The organism is Shewanella intestini (assembly GCF_018221465.1).
In the GTDB taxonomy this organism is placed as follows: Bacteria; Pseudomonadota; Gammaproteobacteria; order Enterobacterales; family Shewanellaceae; genus Shewanella; species Shewanella intestini.
Window position 1 is genome coordinate 87,256 of sequence record NZ_JAAIKR010000015.1, and the last position, 19,718, is coordinate 106,973.

Genomic DNA, 19,718 nt, shown 5'->3' on the forward strand with positions numbered 1-19,718 from the left:
AAGTTCAATGCGCCATATGCTTAAACGTTCCTTAGGGGCAAACTCATTTTATATATTCTGGCACTATTGGAATCCAATATGGGGCTATTACCTTTCTTGTAAGGTAATGAAACCATTAAGTCAGCAGCTGCCGTTGTGGTTAGCTATTATACTGACTTTTGCTATTAGTGGCGCTTTACACGATTTGGCGATTACTCTAGTAAAATGGAAGCTGACTTTCCTGTGTACCCCATGGTTTACATTAATGAGCCTTATCGTGTTAGCGACGAAGACGTTTAGTATTTCTTACCATATGTATCATTGGTTAATTCGCGCATCGATAAACATAGCACTCATCACAATCTGTTTCGTTTTAACTTGTCTGTATACCTAACAAACAAGAATAGGCCGCGCGCCGCCGCGTCCTTATCACCATTTTTATTTTCATTACGCGCGATATGAAGTATTAGCGTTGCCATCTTTGGGCTTAAACTGGGGCGTTAGGTTGTGTCAGGGAGTGTGAGCGTTACAATAATTAAATTCCAGACACAAAAAAGCCAGCAAATCTGCTGGCTTTCAATTTATGATTTACACCGACACATTAACCCATGTGGTTTAAACTGCAGTTTGAAAAATCACGCTGTCAGCTTTCTTAGTGTAAGACTCAATTTCATCAAAGTTCAAGTAACGGTAGGTGTCAGCAGCTGTTGCATCTAACTCTTTGGCATATTCTTGATACTCAGCAGGAGACGGTAAACGACCTAACAGTGCAGCTACAGCAGCTAGTTCAGCAGAAGCTAAGTAAACATTTGCGCCTGTACCTAAACGGTTCGGGAAGTTACGCGTCGAGGTTGATACGACGGTTGAGTTCTCAGCAACACGTGCTTGGTTACCCATACACAGTGAACAACCTGGGATCTCAATTCGTGCACCAACACGGCCAAAGATGGCGTAGTAGCCTTCTTCTGTGAGTTGATCTTTATCCATCTTCGTTGGCGGTGCAATCCACAAACGCGTTGGTAACGTTGTCGCGAACTTATCTAGCATCTTACCGGTTGCGCGGAAGTGACCAATGTTAGTCATGCAAGAGCCAACGAATACTTCGTCGATTTTAGTATCAACAACTGATGATAATAATACTGCGTCATCTGGGTCATTCGGTGCACAAAGAATGGGCTCTTTAATGTCAGCTAAATCGATTTCGATAACTTCAGCGTATTCTGCATCGCTATCAGCATCCATCAGCTCTGGATTAGCAATCCACTCTTGCATGCATTTAACACGGCGCTCAATCGTACGACGGTCGCCATAGCCTTCAGAAATCATCCACTTCAACATCACGATGTTTGAGTTTAGGTATTCAATGATAGGCTCTTTATCTAGCTTAATGGTACAACCTGCCGCGCTACGCTCAGCTGATGCGTCAGATAATTCGAATGCTTGCTCAACTTTTAGTTGCTCAAGACCTTCAATTTCTAATACACGACCGGAGAATGCATTGATTTTGCCTTTCTTCTCAACGGTTAACAGCCCCATTTCAATTGCTTTTAACGGGATGGAATGCACAAGGTCACGTAATGTAATACCCGGTTGCATCTCACCTTTAAAGCGCACCAAAATTGACTCTGGCATATCAAGCGGCATCACACCTGTTGCAGCAGCAAATGCGACTAAACCAGAACCTGCGGGGAATGAAATACCAATTGGGAAACGAGTATGTGAATCACCACCAGTCCCTACAGTATCAGGCAATAACATACGGTTTAACCAAGAGTGAATGACCCCGTCACCTGGACGAAGCGCAACACCACCACGGTTCATGATGAAATCTGGCAATGTTTGATGCGTGTTCACATCAATGGGTTTTGGATATGCTGCGGTGTGACAAAAAGATTGCATGGTTAAGTCAGCGCTAAAGCCTAAACACGCTAAATCTTTTAATTCATCGCGCGTCATTGGACCGGTCGTATCTTGCGAACCAACGGAGGTCATTTTAGGTTCACAATATTGGCCAGGACGAACCCCTGTTACGCCGCATGCTTTGCCCACCATTTTCTGGGCAAGGGTGTAACCTTTACCAGAATCGGCCACATCACTTGGGCGAACAAACACATCTGACACACCTAGACCTAAGGTCTCGCGCGCACGGTCGGTTAAACCACGGCCAATAATTAATGGAATACGTCCACCAGCGCGTACTTCATCAAGCAGTACATCTGTTTTGAGTTCAAAGGTAGAAATGACTTCACCGCTACCATTGCGCTTAACCACGCCTTCATATGGATAAATGTCGATAACATCGCCCATTTCCATTTTACTAACGTCAAGTTCAATTGGCAGTGCACCAGCATCTTCCATTGTGTTAAAGAAGATTGGCGCGATTTTGCCACCTAAACAGAAACCACCAGCGCGTTTGTTAGGTACATTGGGGATATCATCACCCATAAACCATAGCACTGAGTTAGTTGCTGATTTACGTGAAGAACCTGTACCCACAACGTCGCCGACATAAACTAATGGGTTACCTTTCGCTTTAAGGGCTTCAATTTCTTTAATTGGGCCAACCGTACCGGCAACATCTGGCACAATACCGTCACGGGCATTTTTAAGCATGGCTAATGCATGCAGTGGAATATCAGGACGTGACCAAGCATCAGGCGCTGGAGATAAGTCATCGGTGTTGGTTTCACCTGACACTTTAAACACAGTGAGTGAAATTTTTTCAGCTAATTTTGGACGACTTAAGAACCAATCTGCTTGTGCCCACGAGTTAACGATTTGCTTGGCAAAGTCGTTACCGGCTTGCATTTTTTCTACCACGTCGTGGTAAGCATCAAACATTAATAAGGTATTTGATAAGGCTTTTACTGCGATAGGCGCCAGTGCGTCATTGTTTAACTGCGCAATCAATGGCTCAATATTGTAACCACCTTGCATAGTACCAAGCAGTTCAGTGGCGCGTTCTGCGCTTAAAATAGGAGACGTTACTGCGCCTTTAGCAACAGCGTCTAAAAAGGCTGCTTTTACGTAGGCAGCTTCATCAACACCAGGGGGAATACGGTTTTCTAATAAGTCGAGAATGACCGCTTCTTCACCCGCAGGTGGAGTTTCAATTAACTTAACCAGCTCAGACACTTGTTGTGAATCTAATGGCTTAGGGACTACGCCCTCTGCAGCACGCTCTTCGACGTGTTTACGATATGCTTCTAGCACGGCAACATTCCTCTTTGTTTTGCGCCTTACGGCGAAACCTAGTGCGTCTTCAATGTCGCACCAACAATTCCACAGGTTCGGGCTTGAAATCCGACCCGCAGTATACTACAGCTTTGAAAAAGTATGAATCTGATCACACTCTAAGAAACACGAAAACACCCAGTGATACTGCCTCACTAAGTCAATTTAACATAAGGATCAGCTTCTCAAAAGCAAACAACAGTTTAAAACATTATTAAAACTAATTAAAAACATATACTTAAAAAGTGGACGTATTTAAAATTTTATCTTATCTATCCGCTAAAAAATCAGCACCTCTTTTTTAAAAAATGTTAATTTAATGCTGACTAACTTGCGTTAACCGCGACGCGTTACCGCTGTGAAAACTGAATATATATAGGTTATTAATGAATATTAAAGCAATTATATTTGATATGGACGGCGTAATAATTGATTCAGAACCGGCGTGGCAAGCTGCTGAACTAGCCGTTTTTAATCAACTGGGATTACACCTGCAGCCTACCGATGTAGAGCAAACTATTGGCCTACGCATTGACCAAGTTGTCGATTATTGGCAGCAACGAAAACCATGGCAGCCCTATAATAATCAGCAGACCGCACAAGACATTACCGCTAAGGTAGTGGCATATATTAGTGAGCAAGGCCAAGCGCTCACAGGTATTGAGCAGGCATTAAAGTGGAGCAAAGAAAATGGCTTAAAAATCGGCTTAGCCACGTCATCTCCGCGCTATATCATTGATGCTGTATTGGAAAAATTGCAGCTAAACAACACATTTAATGCAATCACCTCGGCAGAGCATTTGCCCTATGGTAAACCACACCCTGAAGTCTATTTAAACTGCGCTAGCGCCTTAAATGTTAACCCGCAGCATTGCATCGCAATTGAAGATTCATTTAATGGTTTAGTGGCAGCGCGGGCGGCGAATATGCAAACTATCGCCATTCCTGAGGCCCGTTTTGCCCATGAATCTACCTGGAGTATCGCCCACCACCAGCTCAAAGATGCCAACACCATTAGCAGTACATTAACTGCGTATTACCACCTAGGTTGATTGTTTTGGCGTTAATGAATGAATTTGTTGTTTTACTTAACCCTGGCTGCCTCGTGACAGCGTAAGCAGGCAAGAAAAAAGGGCGCTAATTCGCCCTTTTTAGTGCCTTTTTTATTATCAAGGCCAACTAGAAGTTTTTACCAATAAATAAGTAAAATGCTTGCTCACCCGTATCGGTAAAACCAAAACCGAGTGCTGCAGGCCCCCAGTCAGTGTCGGTTCCAAGATATAAACTGCTTGAATAGATGAGATCTTTGATATCCATATCTCCGCGCGTTTGCCACACATTACCGGCCTCTAAACTGGTACCTAAATACACTGGCAACTCGGTAAAGGTCAGCGCACCACTTAAATCATACTGATATAAAATGGCAGCAAAGACTTTATGCGCCCCAGTTAAGGCTTGCTTGTGGTAACCCGACAAATTTAAAAAGCCCCCCAGTTCTGATGGATGAACGGTAAAGCCGTTTTCACTATCGGCAGTGGCAACCTCCGCTTTCCCCACAATCGCGTGATTACCTAAGTTTAGCGCCCCTTTCCAGTCGGCTTCAAACTCCCAACTTACGCCATCTTTGGTCGGTAAACTGGTGTCATTGAAGTGTTCGTCACGTGCGCGAGTAATAAAGGTGAAACGATTGCCTTCGGTTGGGAAACTAATCGAATTAAGCGTGTCGTAAGCGACCTTAAAGTACCCCCCCCATGATTGATATATTAATGTTTGTGGTAAATAGTAATCTTCTTCAATACGCCCACGTTCAAATAACGAACCTATTTCTAATAAGCCTTTATTCGAAAAGTTAATCCCGACGCCCACATTAACGTTGCCGACATTGTTATCTAAGTCGTGAATTTTTTCGTTGTTTTGATAAAGCGACCATTTTTTACTGTCGTATTGTACCCGTGCCAAGCTATAAAAACGCTGGTCATTATCTAACGGTTGATAAAACTCAGTGGCCAACATTGAACGATAACCTAGCTCCACCTCATTACGCCATTCACCGCCAAAGGGCGTTAAGTCAGTCATGGTATAAGCCATGCTAAAGGTCATGGCAGACTCTAAAGTAAAGTCATCTTCCCAATTAAAACCCGCTTGGAAATAATTTGGCCCCCACGACTTGCCTTTGGTGGTAACCGTTAACTTTCGCCCTGTTGGGGTGTCAGTAAATTCAGCATCAACACGTTCAAATTTATTCAATGCATATAAGCGCTTAAGGGCGGCGTCGAGTTGAACCTTGGTAATGACTTCTCCGACGTGAAAATCAAGCGTTTCTTGTAATAAACGCTGACTGACTTTGGAGTCGTTATCGAAATTAATTGCCATTAATGGGCGTTTAATCGGGTCACTCCACAGTTGGCGGCGTTGCTGTTTTTTATCAAGGTATTGTTGATATTCTTGATCGCTTACTGACAATTTTTGCAATGCTGATAAGTGTAAATTTGCCGCTTCTATACCCACTTTAAGCGCCTGAGGCATAATGGTGAAATCAGTGGTGCTCATGTCGTCAATAGCAGGGCGAATCAAAATATCGTGCGAGCTTAATAAGGCTTTTTGTTTGGTTGCACTGGCTTGCGTCAAGATAGTCGACAGTTGTTCAAGTACCGAAATAGCACTGTCTAACGACTCTTTACCGGCTAGCGGCGAGCCAATATCGACCGCAATAACAATATCTGCGCCCATGGCTTTGACCACATCAACAGGCATGTTGTTGGCAATGCCGCCATCAACCAATAATTTACCGTCCATTTCACTTGGTTGCAGCGCACCTGGCACGGTGGCAGAGGCTTGCATGGCTTTAACAATACTGCCTTTACTTAATACCACCGCTTTACTGGACGCCAAGTCAGTCGCCACTGCGCGATAAGGAATAGATAACGAGTCAAAATCGCCATACTGTTCAATTAAGTCCGTTGATTGCCTTAGCAGCAGTGACATGGTTTGGCCGCGTAATAAGCCACCGGGCAAGGTCACTTTACCGTCATTAAAACCTAAGTTAAGTGGAATATTAAACCGGTCGCGCAACTGCTTGTCACGATAACTTAAATCTTCGCGCGCGATAGTGTCAGAGTAGCCTTCAGCCCAATTACTATTGAACATGATTTTTTCAATCTCATCGGCGCTATAACCCATCGCGTACATGCCGCCCACATATGAGCCAATACTAGTGCCAGCAATGTAGTCTACCGGGATATGATTCGCCTCAAGTACTTTAAGCACCCCAATATGCGCAGCCCCTTTTGCCCCGCCGCCACTAAGCACTAAACCAATCGTTGGCCGACTATGAGCATGGGTTGCATTATTTGGAGAATAGCCAGAATCATCTTTGGCGTAAATTGCGGAGTTTTGATAGTCAGTGGGCGTGTCTTTTAAGGTCTTTTCTGCCAATACATTAGTAGAAAAGAGTAAAAGGCTTAGGCAGAATGCTAGAGATAATCGGACTAATAGCATGTTGGCTTCCAATGCGCTTAAAGAGTAAATACTGTCATTCTATCAAATAAATACTCTTCACGGTTGAGCTTTAATGATGGTTTTTTCCTATGCTGATAGCACGCTAAACCTAAACGGTTTTGGCGCGCATCGTTCTGTTAATTATCCTCGTCATCAATAATGTTCAAATACCTGTCTAGTGCTTGGCGCGGCATAGGTTTAGCAAAGTAATAACCTTGAATAATGTAACAACCACGCCCAAATACTTGCTCTAGTTGTTCTTTGGTTTCAATCCCTTCTGCCACCACGTCTAACTTCAAGTTACGCGCCAACTCGGTAATACTGCTCACTATCGCTTGGTCTTTTTTATTCGCACCAATATCAATTAAGAACGAGCGATCAATTTTTAACGTATTGACCTCAAAGTTACGCAGATAAGCCAGTGACGAATAACCTGTACCAAAGTCGTCAATAGCGACTTCAATGCCGAGCTTTTTCAGTTTCGACAAGTTTTCTGTCGCCAGTTGCAGCTCTTTCATTAATACCCCTTCAGTAATTTCAAGGGCGAGATTTTCGGCTTTCATGCCAGTTTCAAGCATAATGCAGGTCAACACATCGATAAAATCTGTTTGCCTAAAGTGCACGGCCGAAACGTTAACTGACAACCTAAACGGTTGGTCAATTTTATCGCGCCAGCGCGCACCGTCTATACAAGCTTGCCGTAATACCCAACGATCAATTTGCACAATCAAGCCACTGGCTTCTGCCACACTAATAAACACATCAGGTCTTATGTTACCCTCTCGTGGATGATGCCAACGAATAAGCGCTTCCATGCCAACAAATTTGTCATCGTGAAGAATGTTTACTTGCGGTTGGTAGTGCAATTCAAATTCTTTTAAATCAATTGCTTTACGTAAGTCGGCTTCAAGTCGTAAATGATAAAGTGATGCAGAATTGCGCTCGGCGGAGTAATACCTAAACAATCCTCGGCCTTCTTCTTTGGCATGGTACATCGCCAAATCGGCATTTTTAATTAAGGTTTCCGAGTCGATACTGTCGTCGGGCCAAATACTGATACCAATACTGGTGGAAATGAAGAACTCTCGCCCTTGTAAATGAAATGGCGCTTCAATGCGTTGCAATAGTTTTTCAGCATGTTGATTAATCTGGTCCACGCCATCAACCCCGCGCAGTAGTACGACAAATTCATCGCCACCAAATCGGCACAGAAGATGGTTTTGTGACAGGCATGCTTGCAAGCGTTTCGCCGCCTCCACTAATAATGCATCGCCCATACTATGACCATAAGAGTCATTAACATGCTTAAAACGGTCTAAATCTAAAAATAACAGTGCAACTTTTTCTTTACTGGGATTAGGCTGGTTGATAATTTTCGATAACTGCCTTGAGAACATCGAACGATTGGCAAGGCCGGTTAATGTATCCCTATTAGCCAAGTTTTTAAGATCTAACACGTTTTGCTTGCGCTCAGTGATATCAGAAAACACCACCACATAATGTTGCGGTAAGCCTTGGCTGTTAAGCATCATTGAAATGTTTAACCATACAGGGCATGTGGAGTTGTCTACTCGCTTAAATTGCCGCTCACCACGCCAGTTATTTTCTTGGCCAAAGAGTTGGTCGATGATCAATGGTTTACCGCCGCTGACCACAAGGTCTGAAAACGCCGTGGTGATAAGCTCTTCTTCACGGGATCTCAAGATAAGGTTCGCCGCAGCATTGCTGACTTTAATATTGCCTTTATCGCCTAAAATCAACATACCTTCAGAGGTGTTTTCAAAGGCTTCTGCCAGTAATTGAATTTCACTTTCTAGCTGCTTTTGTTGGGTGACATCAGTAAAAATACCCACGGCCCGTTCTAAGCGCCCTGTCGTGGTGTTAAACGACACTGCTCGGCCGCGAATACGTAACCAGCGCCATTGCGTGTCAGAATATCGAAAGCGGTATTCGATATTAATCATATCTTTATTGCAGTCAATTAGCGTTTTCCATGCTTTGGTTGCGCGTTCAATATCATCTGGATGAATAGGTATTTCACTTAAGTGACCTTCGGTTTTAATATTGGTACCCAAAATACCACCGCGGTTTTCAAGGTAAACTTTTTGAGTGGAACTTCGCCATTCCCATAAATCGGAGTCACTGCCTTTGAGCGCTTGACGCAGTTGATCGTCACTTTCAATCAACGCTTGGTTAATACTTTTAAAGCGGTTGATTTGTTTATTGCGGAAAATAATCACCGCAATACAAAGCAAGAAAAACAAGATGATGATGACGGCCTTAAACTCATAAGACCCCCACAGCGATTGTTCAACAGTAAACGAGTAAGTAAATGGGGTGTCTGTCCACACGCTGTTGCGCATGTATTTGAGCTCTAAGGTATAGTGACCGGCATTAAGCCCTGAGATATTGATTTGTGACTGGCCTTCTAGCAAGAAGTAACTGCCCTTTTTTTTGCCTTGTTGGTTTAATCGGTACTGTAAGGTAATGGGTTTAGGGTCTAAAAAGTCTAATGACGCAATGTGAAAGCTTAGTAAGCGAGCACCGGGTTTTATCGACAAGTTTTGTTTTGGCACTAAGCTCATGGTTTTAGTGCCATCATAATAAACGGATACCGATTCGAGGATGATTTGATCTTTGGTACTATCACTTTTGAGCAATTGCGGGTCAATCAGCATGGCTCCATGAGGTGTTCCGACAAATAAGCCAAGATCTTCACGGTAAAAAATCGCTGATTCATTGAGTTCATCTGAAATCATGCCGTCTCGCAAAGGAAAGCTTTCAATTTGACCATTATCACGACTGACTTTAATGATCATGTCTTTGCAACCGACAATATTGTCGGTTGCAGTTTGTGTTTGAAAGTAAATCACTTCGCAATTAACTTGCCATCGCTGATCGAGTCGGCTGATGGTATCTTGGTTAATATCGTATTCGTAAATTCCGCTTTGAGTGGTTGATAACCAGAGCACATTGGGAGCAACTTCAAGTAAACCACTGATCTTCAAATTGGTATTAACGCGATTAAGCACACTCATTTTAGAATGAAATGTTAACTGCTCATCCAAATAACCAAAATGGACACCGCTCACCCACAAACGACCTTGTCGGTCACGCAAAATATCACTCACCCACAAGTCGCCTGCGGCCTCTCCCTGTAAGGGTAATCGAGATAACTCATTGCTATTTTTATCCCAAAAATGCAGCCCTAACGTACTTGGAAACCAATACCGCTGGCTGTCGTTTTCGTCTTGATAGACCTTGAGCACCACCCCATTTTCAAGCGATTGTTGTTGGCCAGTAAATTCGCCAAACGATTGGCTTTGATGATTATGCTTATTAATAACATAAACGCCATTGGTGCCCGTCACGATGAGATGCTGTTCATCAAGTTCACCAATGTAATACACACTGTCACTGGCAAGAAAGTCTGCTAAGTTAATTGAGTGGCTTTGTTTTGTCTGCCTATCGACAACAGCGACACCACCATCTAACCCCAACCAAACTTTGTCTTCATCGCTGTATATTGACCAGACTAATTCTGACGGTAATTCATAAGGTGGCAATGTGGTAAACGTGTCACGAATGAAGCCAGATGGCGGACTCAATAAGGCTAAGCGACCGCCAGAACTCCCCACCCATACTAAACCATTTTTATCCACGGCAAGGTCAAACACGTAGTTAATGTTGGCGGCATTTTTAACTGTTGTTTATAATTTATTTGTAGATTTTTAATAGGATCCCATTTAATTAAGCCGTCATAGCCGCCTAACCAAAACATACCTTCTTGGTCTATTACACCTGCTTTTAAGAAGTACGGCATATTGTCGATGGTCGTAATCTTTTTCTCATCTAAATCGACAGTAAATAAGCCTTTTGAGGCCATTAACCAAACTTGATTGTTGGCAACGAGTATTTCATTAATTTCGCCATATTCACTTGGCCAATTAATGTTGATTTGTCGGCGATGTGGGGCAACCCAAATGACACTTCTCTTGCCGATAAAAATCATACTGGAATCGTCAAGTTCTGCAAAATCACGCCAATGGGTATCCGTTGTCGCAGTGAGGCTAAATTCAAAATCTAACTGCTGTTTAGCCTTGTTCATTTGAAAAACATGACCATTTTTGGATAAGGCGTAAAATTGGCCGAACAAACCTGGTTTGGCTTTAATAATGTGGGTTAGCGGTGAAGTTTCGATATCTTCAAGGCTGAGTTTAGTGAATTGATTTTGATGAATGTCATAAAGATAATTGCCAGAAAAAGCGCCGACATATAAGGTGTTAGCATCAACGGATTTCACCGTATGCAGCTTCTCGTGCTCAAGCATGGATTCAAAGCCGACTTTATCAATTCGGCGCACCATTGAGCTGCTGGCACGATACAGCCCTTGCTCGGTCGCTAACCAAACAAAACCATAGTCGTCAAAATTAATGTCAAATATCGCACCGCCTGATAAGCCATCGCGCTCATCAAACACTCGTTTTGACGGCCCTGCAACACTAAAATGAATGGACAACGAAAACGCTAATAACATTAGCGTTACAACATTTCGAATGACGACTGTAATAACAAACTCCAAATCTTCAGTTAGAACGTTTCGCTCTCTTTCCCTAACCGTATTGTTAGTATCATAAACTCTTTATTTTAATTAACAGCTACACTCACCATAAAACAACTGTGTAACGAAGAGTTGACGAAATATAACATCAAATTTGGCTTCAAAAATAAAAAAACACCCTAAGCGGGTGTTTTTGTACATATTCTTACGTTTGTTATTATTTCTTCTTTTTAACCGCTTTTGGGTTAGGTAGATCAGTAATTGAACCTTCGTACACTTCTGCAGCAAGGCCAACAGACTCATGTAATGTTGGGTGAGCATGAATAGTGAGCGCTAAATCTTCAGCATCACAACCCATTTCTATCGCTAAGCCAATTTCGCCCAACAATTCACCACCATTAACACCAACAATTGCGCCACCAATAACGCGGTGAGTTTCTTTGTCGAAAATTAACTTCGTCATACCTTCGCTGGCATCTGATGCAATCGCACGTCCACTTGCAGCCCATGGGAAAGAAGCGGTTTCATAAGCAATATCTTGCTCTTTAGCTTCTTTTTCAGTTAGCCCTACCCACGCGACTTCAGGGTCAGTGTAGGCAATTGAAGGAATGACTTTCGGGTCAAAGAAGTGCTTAAGACCTGAAATAACTTCAGCAGCAACATGGCCTTCATGCACACCTTTATGTGCCAACATTGGTTGGCCAACGATGTCACCAATGGCAAAGATGTTATTCACATTGGTACGCATTTGCTTATCAACATTGATAAAGCCGCGCTCATCAACATTAATACCGGCTTTTTCAGCATCCAGTGACTTGCCATTTGGAGTACGGCCAATTGCCACTAATACTGCGTCGTAACGCACAGGTTCAGCTGGCGCTTTTTTACCTTCCATCGTCACGTAAATGCCGTCTTCTTTGGCTTCTACAGCGGTCACTTTGGTTTGCAAAATAAGGTTAAACTTCTTCTTAATTTGCTTAGTGAAAATACGTACTACGTCTTTATCTGCCGCAGGAATAACTTGGTCGAACATTTCAACCACGTCGATATCTGTGCCTAATGATGAGTACACTGTACCCATTTCAAGCCCAATAATACCGCCACCCATGACTAACAATTTGCCCGGTACTTCTTTTAGTTCTAAGGCATCTGTTGAATCCCAAATACGTGGGTCATCATGTGGAATAAACGGTAATTGAATTGGACGAGAACCCGCTGCAATGATGGCATGTTCAAAGTTAACAACGGTTACGCCGTCAGCACCTTGAACTTCAATGGTATTTGGGCCGGTAAATTTACCAAAACCGTTTACCACGTCTACTTTGCGCATTTTAGACATGCCGCCTAAACCGCCAGTTAGCTGACCAACGACTTTTTCTTTAAAGCTGCGCAGCTTGTCTAAGTCAATTTTAGGCTCGCCAAAAACCACACCATGATCGGCAACAGCTTTTGCTTCTTCGATGACTTTAGCAACGTGCAATAATGCTTTTGAAGGAATACAACCTACGTTTAAGCACACACCACCTAAGGTATCAAAACGTTCAATAATAACGGTATCTAAACCTAAATCTGCAGCACGAAAAGCCGCAGAATAACCTGCTGGGCCTGCGCCGAGTACGACTACTTGAGTGCTAATTTCTTTACTCATGACTTCCTCTAATCTCTTTATTCCGTTAGGGAGACGGATCGGGCCCTAAATGTCGATAACGCCTACTTGAAACATCTGTTTCACTTCCAATTTCTTTTATCGCACATTTCAAAAATTGGGAGGGCGCATTTTAACCTTTGTTTGACCTAGATCACAATCTACCCAGTCATAAAAAAGGCCGCTCATAATGAGCAGCCATTTTTCGTTATAAAATCATTGTACGGATATCCGATAAGATACCTGAAAGGGTAACACTGAATCGAGCAGCCATTGCACCATCAATCACACGGTGATCATAAGATAATGACAGCGGTAACATTAACTTAGGCTCAAATTCACTGCCGTTCCATTTAGGTTTAATCTCCGACTTCGAGACGCCTAAAATCGCCACATCAGGGTAGTTAACAATTGGCGTAAACGCAGTACCGCCAATGCCACCTAAGCTTGAAATGGTAAAGCAGCTGCCTTGCATATCTGCCGCTTTAAGTTTGCCGTCACGCGCTTTAACTGAGATTTCCATTAACTCGCGCGAGAGTTCAACAATGCCTTTTTGATCGACGTTACGTACTACAGGAACAACTAAGCCATTTGGGGTATCAACAGCAACACCAATGTGGAAGTATTTCTTCTGAATTAACGATTCACCGTCATGGCTTAAACTAGAGTTAAACACAGGGAATTGCTCTAAAGTTTTAGCCACCGCTTTCATCATAAAGACCAGCGGCGTAATTTTGTAATCGGCTTTTTTCTTAGCTGCTAACGCATTTTGATCTTTACGGAATGCTTCAAGCTCAGTGATATCAGCTTCGTCAAATTGGGTGACATGCGGAATGGTCACCCAGTTGCGATGTAAGTTAGGGCCAGAGATTTTCTGAATTCGACTCAGTGGCTTTTCTTCCACTTCACCAAACTTACTAAAGTCGACTTTAGGCGCTGCAATCACGTTTAAGCCGCCCGCACCACCAGCAACAGCAGTTGCAGCCGTCGCTTTAGGGCGAGAAAGCTCATACTTCACATAAGCTTGTACGTCTTCTTTCAAAATACGTTTTTTACGACCCGTGCCTGTCACTTGCGCTAAATCGACACCAAATTCACGCGCTAAACGGCGTACGGATGGTGAAGCATATAACACACCGGTTGCAGCGGCTTTACCGGCACTCGGATGATGCGGAACAGGTGGCGTTGAACGGCGACTTTCTTGTGCGGGCGCAGCAACTGGAGCAGCTGGTTGTGGTGCTGGTTGTACAACAGGTGCTTCACCAGCAACTTTAAGCATTAATACCACACTGCCTTCAGAGACAGTGTCGCCCACATTCACATTAATCGATTCAACCACACCGCCTTTGGGTGCAGGTACATCCATGGTGGCTTTGTCGGTTTCAAGGGTAATTAAACCGGCTTCAGCTTCAATGGTGTCACCCACGGCCACCAGCACTTCAATAATTGGCACGTCAGTGTCGCCGCCAATATCTGGTACTTTTATTTCAATCACTTGTGAACTTGCTTGCGGTGCACTTGGGGCTGTCGCTTGGGGAGCTGCAGGTGCATTCACTGGAGTATCAGCACTAGCAGCAACTTCAAGCATTAATACCACATTGCCTTCAGAGACAGTGTCGCCCACTTTAACGCTTATAGATTTAACCACACCGCCTGTTGGTGCAGGTACATCCATCGTCGCTTTGTCAGTTTCTAACGTGATTAACCCCGCTTCAGCTTCAATGGTGTCACCCACGGCCACTAACACGTCGATAATGGGCACGTCAGTGTCGCCGCCAATATCTGGTACTTTTATTTCAATCACTTCACTGGCTGTTGTTGTTGCTGGTGCTGCCATGGCGGCAACCGGAGCGATGTCTGTCACCGCAACAGCTTGTGGCGCGGTTGTTGGCGCAGCAGCGCTTTCACTGGCAAGGCTTTCTTCGCTGCTCATTAATGCAATTAATGTCCCCTCAGAAACCGTATCGCCAACAGCAACTTTAAGCTCAGTCAGTTTACCTGCAAACGGCGCGGGAATATCCATGGTCGCTTTGTCAGTTTCAACGGTAATGATTGACGCTTCTTTTTCTAAGGTTTCTCCCACTGCAGCACAAATTTCAATCACTTGTACTTCATCAGTATCGATGTTGGGAACCAAAACTTCTTTTAAATCAGCCATTCTGAATTCCTCTTATGCTAACTGTGGGTTAATCTTGTCAACATTAATGCCATATTCATTCAGTGCTTTAGTGAGCACTTCTACTGGCATTTCGTTACGGTCAACTAATGATTTAAGTGCAGCAACAACAATGAATTTTGCGTCAACTTCAAAATAATGACGTAAGTTAGCACGGCTATCACTGCGACCAAAACCATCTGTACCCAACACTTTGAAGTCTGTTGGCACATACCCACGTAATTGCTCAGCGTAAACTTTCATGTAATCAGTGGCGGCAATTGCAGGTGCATCTTTGGCAATAACATCACTGATGTAGGCCTTTTTAGGTGTTTCAGTCGGGTGCAACATGTTCCAACGTTCAGCTGCTTGACCGTCACGGGTTAGCTCGTTAAAGCTGGTCACGCTAAATACATCTGCACTGACACCGAAGTCTTTCGCTAGCGCCTGTGCCGCTTTACGTGTTTCTTCTAAAATAGTGCCACAGCCCATTAACTGTACTTTACCTTTACCACTGCCAGCGACAGTTTCAAGCTTATAAATCCCTTTAACAATGCCTTCTTCAGCGCCTTGTGGCATTTCTGGCTGAACGTAGTTTTCGTTCATGGTGGTCAGGTAATAGAATATATCTTCTTGTTTTTCGCCGTACATACGACGGATACCGTCTTGCACGATCACGGCAATCTCATAACCATAGGTTGGGTCATAAGAGACACAGTTAGGAATAGTGTTAGCAAGAATGTGGCTGTGGCCATCTTGATGCTGTAACCCCTCGCCATTTAGCGTGGTACGCCCTGATGTTCCACCAACAAGGAAGCCACGTGCACGCATATCGCCCGCTGCCCACGCCATATCGCCAATGCGTTGGAAACCAAACATTGAATAGTAAATATAAAATGGAATAGTTGGCATGTCATTGACTGAATAACTGGTCGCTGCTGACACCCAAGATGACATAGCGCCGAGCTCGTTAATGCCTTCTTGCAATACCTGACCGGTTTTATCTTCACGATAGTAAGCGACTTGATCTGAGTCTTGTGGGACATATTTTTGGCCTTCGTGAGCATAAATACCCACTTGACGGAATAAGCCTTCCATACCAAAGGTGCGTGCTTCATCAGGGATAATTGGCACAATGCGCTTACCCACTTTCTTGTCTTTAAGCAGCGCGGTTAACACCCGTACAAATGACATTGTTGATGATATTTCACGGCCATTTGAGCCTTTTAATACCGCATCGAAAATTTTCAACGACGGCACGTCTAATTCTTCAGTAAATCTCTCTCGACGCTGAGGTAAATAACCTTTTAACGCTTCACGGCGCTCTTTTAGGTATTTCACTTCTTCTGAATCAGGGCCAGGGTGATAAAAAGGAATATCTTCTAACTTGTCATCAGCAATAGGAATATTGAAACGGTCACGGAAGTAACGGATTGAATCGATGTCCATTTTCTTCACATTATGAGCAATGTTTTTACCTTCGCCCGCCGCACCAAGACCATAGCCTTTAACGGTTTTCGCTAAGATAACCGTTGGCCGACCTTTAGTGCGTTTCGCTTGCGATAATGCCGCATAAATTTTAACTGGGTCATGACCACCACGGTTTAAACGCCAGATATCTTCATCTGACATATTGGCAACCATTGCCGCTGTTTCAGGATATTTACCAAAGAAGTGCTCACGAGTGTAAGCGCCACCTTTGGCTTTACAGTTTTGGTACTCACCGTCGACGGTTTCTTCCATTAACTGTAATAATTTGCCGCTGGTATCTTGTGCAAGTAGCGCATCCCAATAACGACCCCAAATCACTTTGACAACTTCCCAGCCTGCGCCGCGAAACTCACCTTCAAGTTCTTGAATAATTTTACCGTTACCCCGTACAGGGCCATCTAAACGCTGTAGGTTACAGTTAATAATAAATACAAGATTATCAAGCTCTTCACGCGCGGCTAACCCAATAGCTCCTAGCGCTTCAGGCTCATCACATTCACCATCACCTAAGAAACAATACACCGTTTGTTCTGAGCAATCTTTAAGACCACGGTCGGTTAGATATTTAAGGTAACGGGCTTGGTAAATCGCTTGAATTGGACCTAACCCCATTGAAACCGTCGGGAACTGCCAGTAGTCAGGCATGAGTTTCGGGTGTGGGTATGAAGAAAGTCCTTTGCCATCCACTTCTTGACGGAAGTTGGCCATTTGCTCTTCTGAAATACGTCCTTCAAGGAAGGAACGCGCATAAATACCTGGCGCAATGTGCCCTTGGAAGTACACTAAATCGCCACCGTCTTTTTCATTCGGCGCGCGGAAAAAGTGGTTAAAACACACATCATAAATAGTCGCGCTTGAAGAAAAACTTGAAATGTGGCCACCAAGCTCTAAATCTTTTTTAGAACCACGAAGTACCATCGCTAATGCGTTCCAGCGAATAATCGCACGAATGCGACGCTCCATTTCTTGGTTACCGGGCATATTTGGCTCTTGCCCAGCGGGAATGGTATTAAGGTAAGCGGTCGTTGCATCATATGGTAAATGCGTACCATTACGACGGGCGTTATCGATTAATTTTTCTAATAAAAAGTGTGCTCGTTCCGGCCCTTCTTGTTCCAATACGGCTTGTAAGGCTTCAACCCACTCTTGGGTTTCTGACGAGTCGAGATCTTTTAGCATATCTTCAGACATTTTGCAGTCCTTCCTATATACGAGAGTTATGTTGAGGGTTCATCAGGTTATACCCGATAATTTGTTGTATTTAGTTGCCACTTTTTAAGCGGCGTAAGCTACGTTGCAGACGACTGTCTTCTTCTCTTACAGACAACATGACTTCTTCAATGTAACTAAGGTGCTCGTTTGAAGCTTCGCGGGCCGCTTCTGGGTCACGACGGACAATGGCAGCTAATAAGGCTCTACGATGTCCATTGGCGCGTGTTGACGCTTCTTCACGGCGATTAAGTAGCTCAAGGTTTTGCGCTACGTTTTTGTGTAATACTGGCGTTAAACTTAAGACTAAATGCAGCATCGCCACATTATGAGATGCCTCGGCAACAGCACGATAAAAACGCACAATTGCATCAGCTTGTTGAGCAACGTCTTTGGCTTCCTCAACTTCAGTAATACTCTGCTTAATGCTTTTCATGTCGGCGTCATTACCACGTAAAGCAGCAAAGTAAGCCATCATGCCTTCTGTGGCATGACGAAACTCCAGCAAGTCATACTGGCTTTCAGGATCTTGGTGCATTAGCTCTACGATTGGGTCGGCAAGACTTTGCCACAACTGTTCTTTAACATAGGTTCCTCCGCCTTGACGGCGCATGAGTAACCCTTTGGCTTCGAGTTTTTGAATGGCTTCACGAAGTGAAGGCCTTGAGACTTCAAATTGAACAGCCAGTTCACGCTCTGGTGGTAACTTCTGTCCTGGTTGCAAACTACCTTCAAGGATCATGCGCTCTAATTGCTCCATGATCACATCTGAAATTTTTGGCTGATTAATCTTACTGTAGGCCATGAAGTCAGCGCCCCCCTGTGCAGCTATAATGTAAATTGGTCTTACCAATTTTTATGATATAGCGCACTTTATCAAATCATACGTGACATGTCCAATTAACGTAGCGTTATATTGCCGTTAAGGCAACGTTTTAAACAAACTGGCGTAGAGATAACAAGGAAGGGATTGAACGATTAAGCAAAGGCTCATGGTTAATGTCACGTGACGTTACCCATTAACACCAATACAATCAAGTGCATGAGTAGTTATTTAATGTCATAAAATTACTTAATGCACCACCCCAAAAATAGTCAATACAGCAAGTGTTGTCACTAATAAAAATAAATTCCTTTTACTTAGTGCTAACAATGCCAGTGTAGATTGCACACAAATAGGTGCATGGCTTTGTGGCGGTATCGATTCGGCAGCACTGGCGGTTTGGCAAACAATATCGCGGGCATTATTTTGCAATGTTAATGCTTGGCGACGCCAAACTTTGAACCCTGAGGTGAACTGACCGCTCAACACATAACCAAAACTAAATATTCTTGCTGGTAGCCAATCAAGTGCAAGCAGTAAAAAATCGACCCATGGATGAGAAACGTTATGCTTCATCAGTAAATCAAAGTAATAACGCACGCTGCAATACAACACTGCACCTACAGGGCCAAAAAATACAAAATACAGCGCCACAGCACCATAATAGCGATAATTAATCCACGCGACAGACTCACCGACTTTAAGCCCAAGTTCTTGCTCATTTACCGCTTGTAAGCATTCATGGCAATCAAGTTGTTGCGCGTAAATAAAACAAGCTTGAGCATCCCCTCGACAAGCTGCTTGAAGGTACTTTTTAAAGACATGACGTAAAGATTGATGACTCAGACAGGTCACCGCAATAATCACTGAGAATAAAAGGCTAAAGACATCAAAAAAGATGCCGTCTAAAAGTGCGCTAATAGCAAACACACAAACCGCGGGGATGGCAATAGCAAGCAATGCTAAGTGGCCATGTTTAAGTGAATCTACTCGCCAAAATGCTTGTTGATAGCGGCTAATTAACTCATCGAACTGCAAAATGTGGGGTAACATTTTTGATCTTTCAACCAGTATTGCCACCAATAACGAAAACAGTGCCATAAAGCCTCTCAGTTAAAATTTT

Annotated in this window: 10 protein-coding genes; 1 reads left to right on the forward strand and 9 read right to left on the reverse strand. The window is 43.6% G+C overall.

The window, feature by feature from the left end; genetic code table 11:
- Positions 1 to 594: 594 nt before the first annotated feature.
- Positions 595 to 3,192 (reverse strand): bifunctional aconitate hydratase 2/2-methylisocitrate dehydratase, encoded by a 2,598-nt coding sequence (acnB, locus tag G3R48_RS14145; RefSeq protein ID WP_212593372.1) that lies wholly within the window; start codon positions 3,190 to 3,192, stop codon positions 595 to 597.
- Positions 3,193 to 3,599: 407 nt separating this feature from the next.
- On the opposite strand from acnB, the gene hxpB reads away from it, so the two are divergent.
- Positions 3,600 to 4,265, forward strand: coding sequence for a hexitol phosphatase HxpB (hxpB, locus tag G3R48_RS14150; RefSeq protein WP_153665699.1), 666 nt, complete (start codon positions 3,600 to 3,602; stop codon positions 4,263 to 4,265).
- A gap of 127 nt (positions 4,266 to 4,392) precedes the next feature.
- On the opposite strand, the gene G3R48_RS14155 is transcribed toward hxpB, so the two are convergent.
- The 8 genes from G3R48_RS14155 to ampE form a co-directional block, all read right to left on the reverse strand.
- Positions 4,393 to 6,711: a patatin-like phospholipase family protein gene (locus G3R48_RS14155; protein WP_153665701.1), complete on the reverse strand. Its 2,319-nt coding sequence runs from the start codon at positions 6,709 to 6,711 to the stop codon at positions 4,393 to 4,395.
- A 137-nt stretch (positions 6,712 to 6,848) separates the two neighbouring features.
- Complete coding sequence (locus G3R48_RS17390; RefSeq protein WP_153665703.1) at positions 6,849 to 10,373, reverse strand: bifunctional diguanylate cyclase/phosphodiesterase; 3,525 nt, start codon at positions 10,371 to 10,373, stop codon at positions 6,849 to 6,851.
- Complete coding sequence (locus G3R48_RS14165; RefSeq protein WP_153665705.1) at positions 10,355 to 11,248, reverse strand: ligand-binding sensor domain-containing protein; 894 nt, start codon at positions 11,246 to 11,248, stop codon at positions 10,355 to 10,357. Before G3R48_RS14165 ends, G3R48_RS17390 begins: the two co-directional genes overlap by 19 nt.
- Before the next feature lie 241 nt (positions 11,249 to 11,489).
- Positions 11,490 to 12,920 carry a dihydrolipoyl dehydrogenase gene (lpdA, locus tag G3R48_RS14170; protein ID WP_153665707.1) on the reverse strand — a complete coding sequence of 477 codons (1,431 nt, stop codon included), beginning with the start codon at positions 12,918 to 12,920 and terminating at the stop codon, positions 11,490 to 11,492.
- A 205-nt stretch (positions 12,921 to 13,125) separates the two neighbouring features.
- Positions 13,126 to 15,075 carry a dihydrolipoyllysine-residue acetyltransferase gene (aceF, locus tag G3R48_RS14175; RefSeq protein WP_153665709.1) on the reverse strand — a complete coding sequence of 650 codons (1,950 nt, stop codon included), beginning with the start codon at positions 15,073 to 15,075 and terminating at the stop codon, positions 13,126 to 13,128.
- Between the two features lie 12 nt (positions 15,076 to 15,087).
- Entirely contained in the window at positions 15,088 to 17,754 is a 2,667-nt protein-coding gene (aceE, locus tag G3R48_RS14180) for a pyruvate dehydrogenase (acetyl-transferring), homodimeric type (protein WP_153665710.1), read from the reverse strand.
- 70 nt (positions 17,755 to 17,824) lie between these two features.
- On the reverse strand, positions 17,825 to 18,577 hold the full coding sequence (pdhR, locus tag G3R48_RS14185) for a pyruvate dehydrogenase complex transcriptional repressor PdhR (RefSeq protein ID WP_153665712.1): 753 nt from the start codon (positions 18,575 to 18,577) through the stop codon (positions 17,825 to 17,827).
- 267 nt (positions 18,578 to 18,844) lie between these two features.
- Complete coding sequence (gene ampE, locus G3R48_RS14190) at positions 18,845 to 19,696, reverse strand: beta-lactamase regulator AmpE (RefSeq protein ID WP_153665714.1); 852 nt, start codon at positions 19,694 to 19,696, stop codon at positions 18,845 to 18,847.
- Between the last annotated feature and the right edge of the window lie 22 nt (positions 19,697 to 19,718).